Source organism: Snodgrassella sp. ESL0253, assembly GCF_013344965.1.
GTDB lineage: Bacteria > Pseudomonadota > Gammaproteobacteria > Burkholderiales > Neisseriaceae > Snodgrassella > Snodgrassella alvi_B.
This window is the reverse complement of sequence record NZ_JAAEDQ010000001.1, coordinates 179315-196998: the sequence shown is the minus strand read 5'-3', so window position 1 is coordinate 196998 and position 17684 is coordinate 179315. Positions and strand designations below refer to the sequence as shown.

Here is a 17684-nt window from a genome sequence, read left to right as displayed (position 1 = left end):
ATAAATTTTAAATTAATTTATCCCAATGTTTACCTTAGGCTAACTTTGTGAATATATTGATATAAAATGATAACCTCAGTGTGGTGGATAGTGGCTGCCAGTTTTATTCTGCTCTGGTTATGTTACTGCCCAATTTGCATGCCTGTGCCAGTATGCCCATAAGCAGAATGATGGCTGCCAGTATGCTGGTGTAAATCACTTCATGTTTATAGGTTCCCTCAATAACCATGGTGATGATGGAGGCGATAATCAGCCCGATAACAACGTAGGTTAACCAGGGAAAGCACCACATTTTGTATGTCAGTGTCTGCCCCTGTTTTTCCAGTTTTTTGCGCAAAAATAGCTGTGAAAAGCTGATGGCCAGATAGACGTACAGGGCAATGGTGCCGGTGGCTGTCATCAGTAAATCATAAACGTTCATTCTGGCACTGGCAGTCAGATAAACGGCGAACAGGGTAAAGATACAGGAAATGAGCACGCCAATTTGCGGACTGCCGTTTTTCGCGGTATAGGCCATTATCCGGTGTGCGTCGCCACGCTTGGCCAGTGAGTACAACATGCGCGAGCAGGTATACAGGGCTGAATTAAAACAGCTTAATACGGAGGTAAGTACGATAAAATTGACGATATGACGAGCCTGCGGAATACCTAAAGAGGTTAATACTACGCTGTATGTGCCCCATGTAGGATCGTTCAGGTGTGGGTCGTTGTAGGGAATCAGGCATACGGTGATGAAAATCGAACCGACATAAAACAGAATAATGCGCCAGACTACGGATTTGGTGGCTTTGCGGATTTCTGTTGCCGGATGGCTGGACTCTGCTGCGGCAACGGTAACAATTTCCGCACCAATATAGGCAAACATTACTCCCAGTAAGGCGGTGACAACTGAGGATACACCGTTGGGCATAAAGCCCTGACTGCTTAAATGTGACCAGCCTTTGGCATCTGCCTGTCCCCAAGGCCATAAATGCATAATGGCCAGACTGCCCACAATCAGAAACAGAACGATGGCTATCACTTTGATTAGAGCAAACCAGAATTCAAATTCACCGTAATTTTTGACATCCATCAGGTTGATGATGACTAAGGCTATTGTTACTGCCAGCATATAGCCCCAGATGGGTATTATTGGGAACCAGTTATTAAGAATTTTACCGGCTACATATGCTTCCCAGCCCATGAGCAGTGCCCAGAAATACCAGTATAACCAGCCGATGCTGAAACCGGCCCAGCGGCCGATAGCAATATCGGCATAGGTAGAGAAAGAGCCACTGTCCGGATGGGCAACAGCCATTTCGCCGAGCATGCGCATAATCAGCATAACCAGTATGCCGCCGGCGCCGTAGGCAAGAATCGCGGCTGGCCCGGCATGGTAGATTACTGGTCCGGAACCGATAAATAATGCGCCACCAATGACGCCAGCAATGGATATCATGGCTAAATGGCGTGTTTTAAGTCCGTTTTTGAGTGCGGATGATGTACTCAACGTGTTCCTCCTAAGTGGTAGTGAATGCCAGACTGGTAAGCTGGAATGCTCAGATTACAGTCGGCCACGGGCTCTCCTGATTTATGCAAAGCATTCAGGATTGTTTTACTCTTGCAGAAAAGAAGGTGGCAGCATCGTGTGTTGATGCCGCCTTAGATTCAGGAATTACTGGTCTATACCGGCCAGAAGTACATATTTGATTTCAAGGTAGTCTTCAATGCCGTATTTGGAACCTTCGCGTCCAAGGCCAGACTGTTTAACGCCGCCAAATGGGGCTGCTTCATTCGAAAGCAGGCCGGTATTGATGGCCACCATGCCATAATCCAGATTTTCGCTGACACGCACAATCCGGCCGATGTCACGGCTATAAAAATAACTGGCCAGTCCAAATTCAGTATCATTAGCCCAGTTAACCACTTCTTCTTCGGTTTCAAAGCGGAATACTGGTGCCAGCGGGCCGAAGGTTTCTTCGCGGGCAACTTTCATTTGCTGCGTGACATTTTTCAGCAGGGTAGGCTGAAAGAACAGCTCACCGTGATGGTCTGCTGTCCCGCCGGTAACGATTTCTGCTCCTTTGCCAACGGCATCAGCAATATGCTCCTTAACCTTGCTGACTGCACTGGCGTCAATCAGAGGGCCAACGGTTACACCTTGTTCCAGCCCATTGCCGACTTTCAGTTTGGCAATGGCTTGTGCCAGTTTAGTGACAAACTGGTCATATACTGCACTTTGTACATATAAACGGTTGGCACAGACACAGGTTTGGCCGGCATTGCGGAATTTGGAAATCATTGCCCCTTCAACGGCAGCATCGATATCAGCATCGTTAAAGACAATAAAAGGTGCGTTACCACCGAGTTCCATAGAAACTTTTTTTACGGTGCTGGCACACTGGGCAATCAGTTTGCGGCCTACTTCGGTGGAACCGGTGAAGCTGAATTTTTTAACTCGGTCGTCTTCGGTTAATACCTTGCCGATTTCACTTGAGCTGCCGGTAATCACATTCACTACGCCCGCTGGAATACCGGCGCGCTGTGCCAGTTCTGCGATGGCCAGTGCCGATAGGGGAGTTTGTGAAGCAGGACGAATAACAAAAGTACAGCCAGCCGCCAGAGCCGGTGCAATCTTGCGCGTAATCATTGCATTGGGGAAGTTCCACGGGGTAATCGCTGCGCATACGCCAATTGGCTGTTTGAGCACCATAATCCGCTTGTCGTTTGCCGGAGCAGGAATAGTATCGCCATAAATGCGTTTGGCTTCTTCTGCATACCATTCCAGATAGGAAGCGCCATAAGCAATTTCGCCTTTGGCCTCAGCTAGCGGCTTGCCCTGTTCTGAAGTCAGTATTATGCCCAGGTCTTCCTGATGCTGCATCATCAGTTCAAACCAGCGGCGCAGCAGATTACTGCGTTCTTTGGCTGATTTGGCCTGCCATGGTTTCAGAGCTGCATGAGCTGCGGCTACGGCACGTTCTGCTTCTGCTGTACCCATTCGGGGTACATCGGCCAGATTGTCTCCGCTCGCCGGATTAGTCACTGAAATTACTGCGCCGTTGTCGGCGTTTACCCATTGACCATTTATATAGCACTGGGTCTTTAATAGTGCAGAATCATGCAATTGCATAGGTTTTTCCCAAAGTAACTAAAACACACACACACAACAGGCTGCCAGTAAACCAGTCTGTACTGGCAGCCTCAGGATACCGGATATTATTGAGCCTGACGCAGGGCTGCTTCAAGTATATCCAGTGCTTCGTCAAACACGTTGTCTTCGATGGTTAGCGGATACAGGCAGCGAATCACGTTATAGTACTGGCCGCATGTCAGAATCATCAAGCCGTTTTCCAGTGCCAGCTGCTGTACTTTTTTAGTCATCTCGGCATCTGGTTCGGTGCTGCCGGGTTTGATTAATTCAATGGCAACCATTGAGCCGGGGCCGCGTACTTCGGCAATTGCTGGAATAGTTTGTTTCAGGCCGTTGAAGCGTTCTTTCAGCCGGTTACCCAGAATATTGGCGCGTTCACACAGTTGTTCTTCTTCAATAACGTCGATAACGGCATCGGCCGCAGCCAGCCCCAGCGGGCTGCCGGCATAAGTGCCACCCAGACCACCAACAACAGGAGCGTTCATGATGGCTTCCTTGCCCACTACGCCAGACAGCGGGAAACCTCCGGCCAGAGATTTGGCAATGGTCATCAAATCAGGCTGCACACCAGTCAGCTCGGTAGCAAACAGTTTGCCGCTACGGGCAAAGCCTGATTGGATTTCATCAAAAATCAGTACGATTCCGTGTTCATCGGCTAGCTGGCGCAAGGCGCGCAGGAATTCGTTTGGTGTGACATTAAAGCCACCTTCACCTTGTACCACCTCAATAATGATTGCCGCAACATCACTGGCGGCCAGATGGCATTTGAAAATATTGTGCAGTCCATGCAGCGCATCTTCTACACTGACACCATGCAGGGCATTGGGATAGGGTGCATGCACGATATCTGCTGGAAATGGCCCGAAATCGACTTTATAGGGTGCAATTTTGCCGGTTAGGGCCATGGTCAGGTTGGTACGTCCATGAAAAGCACCATTGAATGCAATCACGCCACGTCTTTTGGTATAGGCTCGTGCAATTTTAATGGCATTTTCAACCGCTTCAGCACCAGAGGTAACAAACATGGTGCGCTTGTCACCGGCAATAGGGGCACGGGCATTGATTTTTTCCGCTACTTTGGCATACAGCTCATACGGTACGGTATTAAAGCAGGTATGCGAAAATTTCTGCAACTGGGTAGTCACTGCCTGTTGTACTTTCGGATGCAGGTGGCCGGTATTCAGAACGCCAATACCGCCAGCAAAGTCAATATAACGCTTGCCTTCAGGTGTCCAGAACTCGGCATTTTTGGCATGATCAATGTAAAAATCACACATAAAGCCGACACCACGCGGAGCGGCAGCCAGTTGACGTTGGCGGATGTTGCCTGTTTGATTCATAAATTCTCTCCAGAAAAATGTAGACCGGCCTGAGCAGGTATATCACGCATACCACCGGTATGATGTGCGTTGTAACAATATAATTAACTGGCTGAAATCAGTCAGTCAAGAGGGGGGATTGCATTATTCCGGCAAGTTACGGGATTAAATTTATGCTGTCAATCCAGTCAGATACTTCGCTGGCATGACTTATAAATAAAAATCTCATATTAATTGGAATAAAGTAATTTTTATGTAGTGAATATTGGCAAATTATATTAAAAATCACTATTAATAATTAATTTGATTGCTTAATTTATGCATATATTCTTATAAATACGGATTTTTAGTAGTTATTTGATTTTTATTGCTTATGTCGATTTAATTATGCTGAGGTGGCCGACATTACTGGTTAACAAGCTCAACCAGAATGGTTGAGCCGGAAAATATGCTAAATCAACATGTCTTAATACGGAAATGCCAGATGAATACAGTATTTTTAACAGTAGTTCAGGAGCGTACCTTAATACGTGCCGGCTTGCCGATAAGCAGACAGAACACAAAGGATACAGATACCATCACCAGTGCAATTTCATAAATCACATGATGGCCTAAATTGGCAGAAATTACTCCCTGTAGCATGCCAGCGAGAATAATGCTGCAAGATACACAGTTATTAAACAGTGTAGATGCAACACCGGTGCGCCCGGGTAGCAAATCCTGAAAATAAATCAGGCCGATACTGGCCACGATGCCGATAAAAAGACCATTGAACAATTGCAGGGCAATCAGCATCCGTTCATTCTGGGTAAACAGCATACCAATATAAAATATGATGCCGCAAATAACAGCAAAGCAAATCAGATTCTTGTTGCCAAAACGCGGTACCAGCATACTGGCCACCAGCATAGCCGGAATTTCAATCGCTGCGGCAATACCCATTAAATGGCCGGGCAGGGAGGGTGAACCGGGCAGTATCTTGTCGATATACAAAGGCATGTCAATCATATACATCATATTGGCCGTACCCATGCTGATAGAGGCGATAAACAGCAAGACAACATTGTGATTACTGAAAATCTTTTCTTTCTGCTCCTGCTGCTTACTGACAGGAGCAGGACGTCTGATGGCTGGAAAAAACAGAAAAACAATCAGCAAGGCCACAAAAAACATGGCTGCGGCGCTCAGATACATGATGGTAAAGCCGTAATTTACCGCCAACAAGAATGATAAAGGCGGCCCGATTACCCAGGCCAGCGATAATTGTGCCCGTAAAATGCCATTGAATACCACAACATTGCGGCCAGTCTGGTCGGTATATTCACGTGCAGAGGCGAAAATCTGCGGCATAGCTGCCGAAGTGAGTGCTGAAAAAAAGATACCAACTGTGACCAGTATCAGGTACTGGCGAGAGAAGGCAAACGTGATGCAGTTACCGATACCCATCAGGCAGCAAAATAAAATGATATTGCGCCGGATGCCTTTATTATCCGAGTACTGTGCCAGTAGAAAGCTCACTACTATTCCGGCGATAGCATTTATTGAATAAAACAATCCTACCTGATACGGATTTACTTTAACATCTTCAGCTAAGTAGCGGCTGAGAGTAGGCGCCTGTAAGGCACCGGCAATACCAATAATAAATGCAGCTACCAGAAAAGAACCCAGAATAATATAAGTCTTTTGTTTTACAGCAATATTTTCTTCCACGTTTAACTTTTCTATTCTGAAAAGAAAGAGTTATATCACATCTCATGCTGATGGATGTCTAAAATTCTACCTGAACAGGATGTTGCAGACAGTATGATAGTATAAATTATTGTTAATCTGTTAATTAATCGGATAGCTGATTTTAAATTATTATTTATCTGATACGTATGTATTGGTAGTTAGTATCTAAATAGTAGTATAAGCAATTGACGGCCGGAGATAATAAGGGCTGGTTGCTATGCACTGTATCAATGTATCAATCATGCATGGCTGGCATTTTATTTTGCAAGAGCAGATATGTTTGTTCAGAAAATTCTTTAAATATGTATGATATGCTGTTCATAATGAAAAGATAATTATTAAACCGGATTAATGGTTAAAAGTACAAGATTAAACGGTTTTAAATTAACCGAATAATCCTGTGCTGACACAAAGGTTTAGACTAACTGCTGTTGATGCAGTAAATTTTCAATTTGTTCTTTTTGCCAATGATTGCTGGCGGCCAAGGTCAGGATTGCCAGTGCAGTTTCCAGATTGCATTTCCCACCATTAATCACACCAGCTGCGCGCAGCTCATGCCCTTGCGCATAAACCGCGGAGGCACAACCCTGTAAAACCTGACTGATATTCAGAACAGGTATGGATTGCTGGCCGATTTGTCTGATTGCCGCCAGAAAGCTGGCATCAGTTGGCGTATTACCATTGCCATAGCTTTGCAAAACCACACCATCGGGCGGGTTGTGAGTCAGGCTGGCGGTAATCATGTCTAAATTGGCGCCCGGAGTAAGAGTAAAGCAGTGAATTCTGGCAGACGGGCTGATGTTATGGCACATTGGTGCAGAAGTGGGTGTGCTGACAGGCAGATTGGTGTTAAACCAGCCGTCTGTCACCGACCATTGTGCCAGTGTGCCAAATTGCGGGTTGGCAAATGCGTCTGCCCGCTCCGTACTGATTTTGCTGCTGCCAATGGCTGGCCAGAGCTGGCCGTTGAAAGCTATCGCTGTCTGGGTAAACCCAGACAGGCTGAAAGCTGCCAGCGCTGTGCGCAGATTCAGTGGCGCATCACTATTAGGCGCAGCCAGCGGCAACATGGCACCGGTAAGGATGACGGGAATACCAAGTTGTGGCCGTGCCAGTGCAATGATATTGGCACTGTAAGCCATAGTATCGGTGCCATGCAGGATAAGCAGGCCATCATAATCTGCGGCCTTACTGTCTATCCAGTTAAGCCATGTCTGCCAGTTGCTCAGGGTAATGGCTGAAGAATCGATTAATGGCTCGCTGATAAACCAGTCACACTGAAGTTGATGACTGTATTCCTGAAAGATGGGCGCGGCCAGATTGGCGAGGCTGGCTGCAGGTGCCAGTCCGGCAGGGGTTTGCTGCATACCTATGGTACCACCGGTGTAGTAAACAGCCACATGTTTCTGGGTTGTCATATGCATATACCGCCTTTCAGACAATAAAAGTATCAGATGCAAGCATAGCACGGATGGGTTTTGTTTAGTCCGGCTTGCGCGTACAATAGTGGTTTTCTGTGTCTGAATGATAATCATGATACGTACTCGTTTTGCTCCCAGTCCTACCGGTTTTCTGCATATTGGCGGTGTGCGCACAGCTTTGTTTTCATGGGCGTTTGCGCGTAAACAGCAGGGTAAATTTGTGTTACGGATTGAGGACACGGATCTGGAGCGCTCTACGGCCGAATCGGTGCAGGCCATTCTGGATGGTATGCACTGGGTAGGTCTGGACTACGATGAAGGTCCGTTTTACCAGACGCAACGCTTTGACCGCTATGCGGAAGTTTTGCGTGAATTGCTGGCATCCGGCCATGCCTACTATGACTATACTAGCCGTGAAGAACTGGAAGCGATGCGGCAGGAAGCCGAAGCGCGCGGTGAACATTTCTGGTACGACCGTCGCTGGCGTCCGGATGAGGGTAAAACCCTGCCGCCTGTACCTGAAGGTGTGCAGCCGGTGGTGCGTTTTAAAATGCCGCTGACTGGCGAAACGGCATGGGATGATTTGGTTAAAGGGCATATCGCCATTGCCAATCAGGATTTGGATGACCTGATTATTGCACGTGCCGATGGTACGCCTACCTATAATTTCTGCGTCGTAGTAGATGACTATGATATGGGTATCACTCAGGTAATCCGCGGTGATGATCATGTCAACAATACTCCCAAACAGATTAATATTCTGCGCGCCATGGGGGCTACACTGCCGCAATATGCTCATTTGCCGATGATTCTGAATGAAAAAGGCGCGAAAATGAGCAAGCGCCGTGATGCGGTAAGTGTGGTTGATTACGACAAACAGGGTATTTTGCCGGAAGCCTTGCTGAATTATCTGGCCCGGCTGGGCTGGGGTCATGGTGATGATGAATTCTTTACCATGGCGCAATTTATTGAATGGTTTGACTTAAAGGATGTCAGCCCCTCAGCCAGCCGTTTTGACCATGAGAAACTGTTGTGGCTGAATGCGCAGCATATTAAAGCCAGTGATGATATTCGTCTGGCTGAACTGATACAACCACGTCTGGCACAGTCAGGCATTGAAGTTACCGAGCAGCCGGCTTTGGCAGATGTAGTGGCATTGGTAAAGGAACGCGCTCAGGATTTGAATCAGCTGGCCGACGAATGCAGGTATTTTTATGCGAAAGCCACGCCGAGTGAGAAAGAAGTAGCTAAACACTGGGATGCAGATGCTCCGGCGCGCATGCAGCGCTTTGCTACTGAGCTAGAACAGCTGCCACAGTGGGATGCGGAAAGCATTCATGCGCTGTTTGCGCCATTCTGTGAAGCAGAGAATATTAAAATGGGTAAATTGGGTATGCCTTTACGTCTGGCTGTATGTGGCACAGGTAAGACTCCGTCAATTGATCAGGTACTGGCGTTATTGGGGCGTGATGAGGTATTGCGCCGCCTGCGCCAGAATTGAGTCTGATTTGCATTTGCACAGGCTGCCGGTATTGTGATTGTTTGTCCATGGGCAAATAATGCAGTGCCGGCAGCCTGTGTTATTTATTCTGTTGCTACTCTGCCAGATGTTTTTTTATGTTAAATAATGCTGTTTTTTGATTATTACTGTGTATTTATGCTGGCAGAAAGTTAGTTTGCTACAGGATTAATGATGCCGGTAAGTTGTGGCTAAGCTCTGGCTGTGGCACAATCTGCGCCGGTTTTGGATGAATGTAAATGAATATAAAAGCAAATTTATCACAACGTATTGTTGTTGGTATGTCCGGTGGTGTGGATTCATCGGTCACTGCTTGGCTGCTCCGACAGGGCGGTTATGATGTGCGCGGTGTTTTCATGCAAAACTGGGAAGACGATAACGATGACGAGTATTGCTCTATCAAGCAGGATTCACTTGATGCGGTAGCAGTGGCCGACCTGATTGGTATGGATATTGATATTGTCAATTTTGCCGGCCAATACAAAGACAATGTTTTTGCGTATTTCCTGCAGGAATATCAGGCCGGGCGCACACCCAATCCGGATGTGCTGTGCAATGCTGAAATTAAATTTAAATGTTTTCTGGAACACGCACTGGCCGGTGGCGCAGATTTGATTGCTACCGGACATTATGCGCGCAAGGATGTGCGTGATGGCGTGCATTATCTGCTCAAGGGGCTGGATCAGAATAAAGACCAGAGCTATTTTCTGTATCGTCTGCAACCCTATCAGTTGCAACGCGCTTTATTTCCGCTGGGTGAGCTAGAAAAATCTCAGGTACGTCTGCTGGCTGAACAGGCACAATTGCCGACAGCAAAGAAAAAAGACAGTACCGGTATCTGCTTTATTGGTGAGCGGCCTTTCAGACAGTTTTTGCAGCGTTATTTACCAACCAATCCGGGTGCAATGGTAACGCCGGAAGGCAAAGTGGTAGGTGAACATGAAGGCCTGATGTATTACACTCTGGGACAGCGTAAAGGTTTGGGCATCGGTGGCGATGGCAAACCGTGGTTTGTAGCCGGTAAAAATCTGCCGCGTAATGAGCTTGTGGTGGTGCAGGGGCATGATCACCCGCTATTATTCAGCCACAGCCTGATTATGCATGATTTGAGTTTTACTACTCCACAGCGGCCGGTTGAAGGCCGTTATGGGGTAAAAACCCGTTACCGGATGCCAGATGCACAGGCTACTTTGCATTATCTGGATGATGGTTGTGCCGAGCTGGTGTTTGATGAACCGCAATGGGCAGTGACGCCCGGGCAGTCTGCTGTACTGTATGCTGGCGATATTTGTCTGGGTGGTGGTATTATCAGCGATACCGATAGTCACAGTATTTATAATAATTAGTTTGGTTTCAACAGATTGTCTGGATACAGGCAGTCATCTTACTGGCAATGATGCTGAAGTTCTGATTTGATGTTTTCTTTACAGTCGGTTTCGACTGAAATTTCCTTACTTCCTTTTAAATCAGACGCGTTGTTGCAAAGGATAAAAGATAATGGAAAAAATCTGGTTAAAAAGTTATCAGGAAGGGGTGCGGGCAGAGGTGGATGTGCGTGCTTATTCGTCGATTATTGACGTGCTGCACACCAGTGTGAAGAAGTTTGGCCCGCAGCCAAGTTTTTCCAATATGGGCACAACGCTTACTTATACGCAAACTGCTACTTATGTGAATCAGTTTACTTCTTATTTGCAGAATGTACTGAAGCTGCAAAAAGGTGAACGGGTAGCAATTATGATGCCGAATGTATTGCAATATCCGATTACCGTATTTGGTGTATTGCAGGCCGGTGGCGTAGTGGTAAATGTCAATCCGCTATACACACCAAGAGAGCTGGCACATCAGTTAATTGATTCGGGTGCTACTGCCATTATCGTGCTGGAAAACTTTGCCCATACAGTGGCCGAAGTATTGGCGCAAACAGCAGTCAAACAGGTAATTGTGGCCAGTATGGGCGATATGCTTGGCTGGCTGAAAGGCAGCGTCGTCAATTTCATGCTGCGCAAAGTTAAAAAAATGGTGAAGCCTTTTCATCTGCCCCAGTCGATTACTTTTGCTCAGGCATTGGCGCTGGGGAAAAAGCAGCGTTTTACCCCAGTACCATTGGAACTGGAAGATTTGGCATTATTGCAGTATACCGGCGGCACAACTGGTGTTTCCAAAGGGGCAATGCTGACACATGGCAATATTGTGGCCAATATGCAGCAGGCATCGGAATGGATTAAGGCCAATCTGACGCCCGGCGAGGAAGTGGTGGTAACGCCATTGCCGCTGTATCATATTTTTTCACTCACTGTGAATATTATGATTTTTGCCAATACTGGCTCCAAGAATATTCTGATTACCAATCCGCGTGATATCAATGCTTTGGTTAAAGTATTGAAAAAGAATCGGGTAACGGTAATGAGCGGAGTCAATACACTGTTTAATGCCCTGATTCATAATGAGGAATTTAAAACGATTGATTTTTCATCATGGAAATTGGTTTTGGGCGGCGGTATGGCTACTCAGAAAGTAGTGGCACAGGAATGGAAAGCCATTACCAATGTACCGATTATCGATGCCTATGGCCTGACTGAAGCCAGCCCGGGCGTGTGTGCTAATCCTTTAAATAATCCTGAATACACAGGTACAGCAGGCTTGCCAGTATCGAATACGGATATCGAAATCCGTGATGATAATGGTAAAGTGCTGGGTATTGGTGAAGTAGGCGAATTATGGGTACAGGGGCCGCAGGTGATGAAAGGCTACTGGAACCGGCCGGAAGAAACCGCTAAAGTGCTGGATAGCCGTGGCTTTGTGGCTACTGGTGATATGGCTGAAATTGATGCCAAAGGCTATGTGCGTCTGGTTGACCGTAAGAAAGATATGATTCTGGTATCGGGATTTAATGTTTATCCGAATGAAGTGGAAGAAATAGTAGCCGCTATGCCCGAAGTATTGGAAGTAGCCTGTATTGGCGTACCCAATGAGAAAAGTGGTGAGGCGATTAAATTATTTGTGGTTAAGCGCGACCCCAATCTGACGCGTGAACAGATTATTGCCCATTGCCGCCAGAATCTGACTGGCTATAAGGTGCCAAAAGATATTGAGTTCTGCACTGAATTGCCTAAATCTGCGGTAGGCAAGATTCTGCGTAAGGACTTACGCACCAATAAATAACTTTTCAGGTACAGAAAAACGGTTACTGCTATTATGCAGTAACCGTTTTTGTTCTATCCGTGTGTATTATTTGCGGACAGGATAATAGCTAGTTCTATATAAGTGATATGATAATAACTATGTTATAAAGTCTAAATAACAGATAATCTGCTAATGATTTATATAATCACTCATTAGTCAGTTCAGTTTGTAATATTTAGCTGTGATTAAATTTTATTCGTATTTTATTTATAGTTTTAGCTAATGAAAATAGGTAGTTTGCAAATATATTTATAAAAAACAATGACTTTAAATTATATTAATCAATTAATTGTTATGATGTATAGGATTTTTGATTAAATGATTTGTTGTCAATATTTAAAATAGAAATGAAGCCTATGCGGGGTAGGCGAGAATTCTTAAAATTCAATAATGTTCATTTGCGTATAACTAGATTATGGGTAAAAATGAAAATAAGTAATTATGCGTTTAATTTATTGACTGTTTCGCACGAGTTCGGTTGCACCGATGGCATAAATAGTCAGAGCTTGATAATGAATCTAAAAATTAAAAAATTATTGAGTCTAGCAAAGCGTCAATGGTGTGCTCGAGCAATGTTACTTTATCATTTTTTCCAGTCAAAATATTAATAACATCTTCGACAGTCTTTATGTTTTTGATTTTTTCTTCAATACCGTCCTTACTTATATTGCGTGTTAATTTGTCAAGAAAAGTGAGTTGTTCATCTGAATTTGCTGCAATGCCGATTACGATATAAGCCAATTTACCATTCTCACCCCAAACAATACCTTGAGGAAAGTGAAATATTTGTACTCCGGCTTTTTTAATTAAATGACGGGATACGGTTGTAGGTATTATTGCGATTCCATTATCCAAATAGCTTGCCGCTTGTTGTTCACATTGCTGTATCTCTTCACTATAGCCATCTTCTACTAAATCTGCGTCAACCAAAGCTTGGGCAATACTCTTTATTGCTTGTATTTTACCGGTTGCACTTTGATTTAAATGAATATCCTTTTTAGTTAATTTAAACATTCAATACCTCTGTATTTTATTAAATGTATTGATTCAGCACTAAAGTTCGGCAATAGAGCGGCAAACAGGTAATGATGTGATAACTAATCTGAACAGGTAATGAATATGTGTCGTGGCAGCAATACTATACAGGTTTTTATCTGAATAAAATGCTGTAGGAGCAGCAATAGAGTAATTCTGTTCAGCATGGGCTGTTATTCAGAAGATGGCTATAAGAAGTTATGGCAATCAGGCAGGCTGGCTGGGTAAATTCATGGCCAGAACGCTTTGTTTCTGGTTTTCACGAAAATCAGCCAGTTTTTGTGCCAGCTCGGGATTATCATTGGCTAGTAGTGAGATGGCAAACAGGGCAGCATTGGCTGCACCAGCCTCACCAATGGCGAATGTGGCTACGGGTACCCCTTTAGGCATTTGTACAATAGACAATAATGAATCTTCACCACGCAGATATTTGCTAGGAACAGGTACACCCAGTACTGGAATGGTGGTTTTGGCGGCAATCATACCTGGCAGGTGAGCAGCACCTCCGGCTCCGGCAATGATCGCTTTCAAACCACGAGCACGTGCATTTTCGGCATATTCAAACATTAAATCTGGAGTACGATGGGCGGAAACAACGTGTATCTCATATGGAATGCAGAATTGTTGCAGAAACTGTTCTGCCTGCTGCATTATCGGATAATCGCTGTTACTGCCCATAATGATGCCGATTAGTGGAGTGTTCATGTTGTACCTTATTTACTATAACGGGTTATTTTTTTAACAGATGTCTGGCTCTGCTGGCCGCACTGCTGTTGGGGTAGCTGCTGATAATGTGCTGATAGGTGGTACGGGCAATATCCTGCTGCTGTAAATGTGCCTGACATTGTGCCACCTGATACAGAGCATTAGGACTATGGCTGTTCTGCGGGAATAGGTTGGTAAAGCGTTTGCCAATATTGATAACCGATTCGCAGTTGTTTAATCGGGTATGGCTTTGCAGGAGTAACCACATGCGTTCCTGTGCCGAAGCGCTGCCATTGCCACCACTATCAGCATTTTTAAGCAGCCGGATACTTTGTGCATAGAGCCCTGCATTGTATAAGCGGCGTGCTTCGCTGGTATTGTCGTTAGCGGCCGAGTCGCTGGTCGCACTCCCCTCACTGGCCGGAATACGTACATTTATATAACGCGACAGGGTTGTCTGTTGCTGGCGAATATCGTTCATCTGATTTTGCAGACCATCAATCTGGGTTTGCAGGCTGGCCAGTTGTGTCTGAATCTGGCTGAGCTGGTCAGCAGTTTGGGTAGTATCAGCTGCTGATTTAGTTGAAGTGACGGTAACCGGTGCGCCAGAGGAAGGCATGGTGCTACATGCGCTGATGGTGAGAATGGCTATTAGGGCCAGACTGAAATGGCGATAGTTTGAAAGTGGCATGAAATGCTTTTCTCCTCTGGGTAATCGTTATTATTTTTTCTGAATAAGTGTCAGGCCATCGCCTAGCGGTATGGTTAATGGGCGTATGCGCTGATCGTGTATCAGGCCAGCATTAAACTTACGCATGATAAGGACACTTTCAGACTCACCACCACCGGTTGTCTGAGCAACACGGCCATGCAGCAGCACATTATCTATGGCAATAATGCCGCCGGGACGAACCAATTGCAGGCAGCGTTCAAAATAATGGGGAGTGGGTGTTTTGTCGGCATCTATCAGTGCGATGTCGTAATGATTGGTCTGATTACTGGCAATCAATTTATCCAGTGTGATTAGCGCCGGTTGCAGGTGTAACTGTATTTTGTGGCTGACATTAGCCTGCTGCCAGTAGCGACGGGCAATATCGGTATAAGTAACATTGATGTCGCAGGCTGTAATGTGCCCGTCTTCAGGCAGTGCCAGTGCCATTGCTGTACTACTGTAGCCGGTAAATACACCGATTTCCAGATAGTTGCGTGCCTGAATTAGCTGTGCCAGCCATACCATTAATTTTGCCTGTTCCTGTGCAATACTCATGGCGCCCTTGCGATGCCGCGCAGTTTCAGCCCGCAGCTGTACCAGCAATGGCTCTTCTACAGGATTAATCCCGGCCAGATATTGCTCCAGTGCCGGCGTACTCAGACAGGTATGTTGACTCATGACAGACCAGCCAGCGATTATTCAGTCAGATAGGTATAGCCTTTTTTTGGCAGTTTGGCTGCGGCGAAGTTTGCTTCATCTTCTGGATTGAGCTGAACATCCCATAACATGGCACGATGTTTTAGCTGAACCTGAGCTTCTTCGGGGTGTTTAGCCATAAATTCATTCAGAAATTGGGTAGTGTCAGACTGATAATTGTACATATTGGTTTCTTCTTGGATATGGTATTCAGAAACGAGAGTATTATTATATACAAATTAGGCCGTACTGGTGTAGATGCCGGTCTAATTGCACTGGTTTTAGCAGCAGGGAATGATGAGAGGTGAACAGATAGGTTATACTATGCCGCTTTATCGGTCGTGTTTGCTGCGGCACGCGAGTATTTTTTTCATAAATTATTGTATTATTTATGCTAACAAAGTGGTTACACAGGGTTTTACCGCGAAAGACTGCCCGCGGTGGCAGAAAACGGGAAATACCATTAGCACAACATCATATTCAGGCAGATGAGCTTAGTTTTGCTGCGGAAAAAGTAATTGCCCGCTTGCAGAAAGAAGGATATCAGGCCTATGTGGTGGGTGGTGCCGTGCGTGATTTGTTGCTTGGTGTGACACCTAAAGACTTTGATGTGGCGACTAATGCCACGCCTGAACAGGTACGTAAGCTGTTCAGGCGCAGCCGCATTATTGGCCGGCGTTTTCCGATTGTACATGTTATGGTGGGTCCTGAAACGATTGAGGTAACAACTTTCCGGGGTGGAGTCGTCAACAGCCACAATGAGCTGGGTCGGATTATGAAAGATGCCAGTTTCGGCACCCTTGAGCAAGATGCAATGCGCCGCGACTTTACCGCCAATGCTTTGTACTATGATCCGAAACGTCAGGTTATTCTGGACTTCCATCATGGCGTTGAAGATATCCGTAACCGGCGTCTGGTGATGATCGGCAATCCACTGGAACGCTATCAGGAAGACCCGGTACGGATGTTGCGTGCGGCCCGACTATCAGGCAAACTTGATTTTACTGTCGATAAACATACGTCTAGGCCGATTGCTGAATGTGCGCAGTTACTACAGCGTGAACCGCCAGCCCGGCTATTTGACGAAGTGCTGAAGATTTTATTCAGTGGCAATGCGCAAGCATGTCTGCACCAGATGGCTGTTCTTGGGCTGAAAAATGTTCATCCATTGCTGGATGCACTGATGCCGGGCGGTGAAAGTAATGATAATATTGTTGCACTGGCTCTGCATAATACGGATGAACGTCTGCGGGCAGATAAATCGGTTTCGATGGGCTTTGTACTCGCTGCTGTATTATGGCCGCATATCAGAGATGCATGGCAGCGCGAACAGGCTGCTGGCATGCGTACCAATGCGGCTATGAATGCGGCAATCGCTTCGGAGCGCCAGTATGTGGACAAACGCTGGGGTGTGCCGCAGCGGTATAGTATTACCATGCGTGAAATCTGGTCTTTACAACCTCAGTTTGAAATTATGCGTGGGGCACGGCCTTATCGTTTACTTGGCCAGCCGCGTTTTCGCGCCGCTTTTGATTTTATGTGTCTGCGTGCAAATCTGGGAGAAGTGCCACAAGAAGTTGTTCAATGGTGGCAGGCTTTTCAGCATGGCTCGGATACAGAACGTGAGCAGTTGATTGGTACTGCCATGCAAATGGAAAAAACATCAATAAGACAAAAACGATATCGTAACAAACGAACTAAGCAATCTAAGCAGGAGGAAGCATGAATACAGTGACAGCGGTTATTGCTTTAGGGGCTAATCTGGAAAATCCGCGCCAGCAGGTTGAAGCAGCCATGGCTGCTTTAAATCAGGTTAAAGGAATTCGAGTTAAGGCAATTTCACCACTTTACACTACTAAGCCTGTAGGGCTGACTGACCAGCCTGATTTTGTTAACGCGGCGGTATTGGTTCATACCTCGCTGAGTGCATCGGAGCTGTTACACACCTTGCTAAAACTGGAAAAGCAGCAGGGCCGGGTACGCGATATCCCTAATGGCCCGCGTGTAATTGATTTGGATCTGATTGATTATCATCATCAGATTTTTAATGATGCTGATTTGGTTCTGCCTCATCCGCGTGCGCATGAGCGTGCCTTTGTGATGGTTCCGCTTGCGGCTATTGCGCCGTATTATGTAATTGGTACACACGGTAGTGCCTCAACTCTGGCCGCAAAATTATTGAAGGCACAGCCAGATGCGGTGACCATTATTGCAGACGGTCAGGACTAGG

The 17684-nt window shown here is 46.0% G+C and carries 15 protein-coding genes; 5 read left to right on the top strand and 10 right to left on the bottom strand.

Annotated elements, in window-relative coordinates; genetic code table 11:
* Nucleotides 1-103: 103 nt before the first annotated feature.
* The 5 genes from GYX26_RS00830 to GYX26_RS00810 all read right to left on the bottom strand — a co-directional run bounded on the left by GYX26_RS00830 (nt 104) and on the right by GYX26_RS00810 (nt 7601).
* On the bottom strand, nt 104-1489 hold the full coding sequence (locus GYX26_RS00830) for an amino acid permease (RefSeq protein WP_202984263.1): 1386 nt from the start codon (nt 1487-1489) through the stop codon (nt 104-106).
* A 165-nt stretch (nt 1490-1654) separates the two neighbouring features.
* Nucleotides 1655-3112, bottom strand: a complete 1458-nt coding sequence (gene gabD / locus GYX26_RS00825; RefSeq protein WP_174827661.1) for an NADP-dependent succinate-semialdehyde dehydrogenase — start codon at nt 3110-3112, stop codon at nt 1655-1657.
* Nucleotides 3113-3198: 86 nt separating this feature from the next.
* Complete coding sequence (gabT, locus tag GYX26_RS00820; RefSeq protein ID WP_174827660.1) at nt 3199-4473, bottom strand: 4-aminobutyrate--2-oxoglutarate transaminase; 1275 nt, start codon at nt 4471-4473, stop codon at nt 3199-3201.
* A gap of 489 nt (nt 4474-4962) precedes the next feature.
* On the bottom strand, nt 4963-6162 hold the full coding sequence (locus GYX26_RS00815) for a sugar efflux transporter (protein WP_100113756.1): 1200 nt from the start codon (nt 6160-6162) through the stop codon (nt 4963-4965).
* A gap of 437 nt (nt 6163-6599) precedes the next feature.
* Nucleotides 6600-7601, bottom strand: a complete 1002-nt coding sequence (locus GYX26_RS00810) for an asparaginase (RefSeq protein ID WP_174827659.1) — start codon at nt 7599-7601, stop codon at nt 6600-6602.
* A gap of 112 nt (nt 7602-7713) precedes the next feature.
* Here GYX26_RS00810 and gltX point away from each other — a divergent pair, with 112 nt between their 5' ends.
* From gltX to GYX26_RS00795, 3 genes are all read left to right on the top strand, one after another.
* Entirely contained in the window at nt 7714-9105 is a 1392-nt protein-coding gene (gltX, locus tag GYX26_RS00805) for a glutamate--tRNA ligase (RefSeq protein ID WP_174827816.1), read from the top strand.
* Nucleotides 9106-9362: 257 nt separating this feature from the next.
* Entirely contained in the window at nt 9363-10469 is a 1107-nt protein-coding gene (gene mnmA, locus GYX26_RS00800) for a tRNA 2-thiouridine(34) synthase MnmA (protein WP_174827658.1), read from the top strand.
* A 151-nt stretch (nt 10470-10620) separates the two neighbouring features.
* Nucleotides 10621-12285 carry an AMP-binding protein gene (locus GYX26_RS00795; RefSeq protein ID WP_174827657.1) on the top strand — a complete coding sequence of 555 codons (1665 nt, stop codon included), beginning with the start codon at nt 10621-10623 and terminating at the stop codon, nt 12283-12285.
* 546 nt (nt 12286-12831) lie between these two features.
* Here GYX26_RS00795 and GYX26_RS00790 read toward each other — a convergent pair.
* From GYX26_RS00790 to GYX26_RS00770, 5 genes are all read right to left on the bottom strand, one after another.
* The gene (locus GYX26_RS00790; RefSeq protein WP_174827656.1) at nt 12832-13320 is read right to left on the bottom strand and encodes a PTS sugar transporter subunit IIA; all 489 of its coding nucleotides are present in this window, start codon (nt 13318-13320) and stop codon (nt 12832-12834) included.
* A gap of 228 nt (nt 13321-13548) precedes the next feature.
* Entirely contained in the window at nt 13549-14046 is a 498-nt protein-coding gene (gene purE, locus GYX26_RS00785) for a 5-(carboxyamino)imidazole ribonucleotide mutase (RefSeq protein ID WP_174827655.1), read from the bottom strand.
* Nucleotides 14047-14071: 25 nt separating this feature from the next.
* Nucleotides 14072-14737, bottom strand: coding sequence for a tetratricopeptide repeat protein (locus tag GYX26_RS00780; protein WP_174827654.1), 666 nt, complete (start codon nt 14735-14737; stop codon nt 14072-14074).
* 30 nt (nt 14738-14767) lie between these two features.
* A complete protein-coding gene (locus GYX26_RS00775; protein ID WP_174827653.1) occupies nt 14768-15436 on the bottom strand; it encodes an O-methyltransferase in 669 nt (222 codons plus the stop codon).
* A 17-nt stretch (nt 15437-15453) separates the two neighbouring features.
* On the bottom strand, nt 15454-15639 hold the full coding sequence (locus tag GYX26_RS00770) for a DUF3460 family protein (RefSeq protein WP_100091055.1): 186 nt from the start codon (nt 15637-15639) through the stop codon (nt 15454-15456).
* 206 nt (nt 15640-15845) lie between these two features.
* Between GYX26_RS00770 and pcnB the strand changes: the two genes are divergently transcribed.
* The gene (gene pcnB, locus GYX26_RS00765; RefSeq protein WP_174827652.1) at nt 15846-17180 is read left to right on the top strand and encodes a polynucleotide adenylyltransferase PcnB; all 1335 of its coding nucleotides are present in this window, start codon (nt 15846-15848) and stop codon (nt 17178-17180) included.
* A complete protein-coding gene (folK, locus tag GYX26_RS00760) occupies nt 17177-17683 on the top strand; it encodes a 2-amino-4-hydroxy-6-hydroxymethyldihydropteridine diphosphokinase (protein WP_174827651.1) in 507 nt (168 codons plus the stop codon). Before pcnB ends, folK begins: the two co-directional genes overlap by 4 nt.
* Nucleotide 17684: the final 1 nt, after the last annotated feature.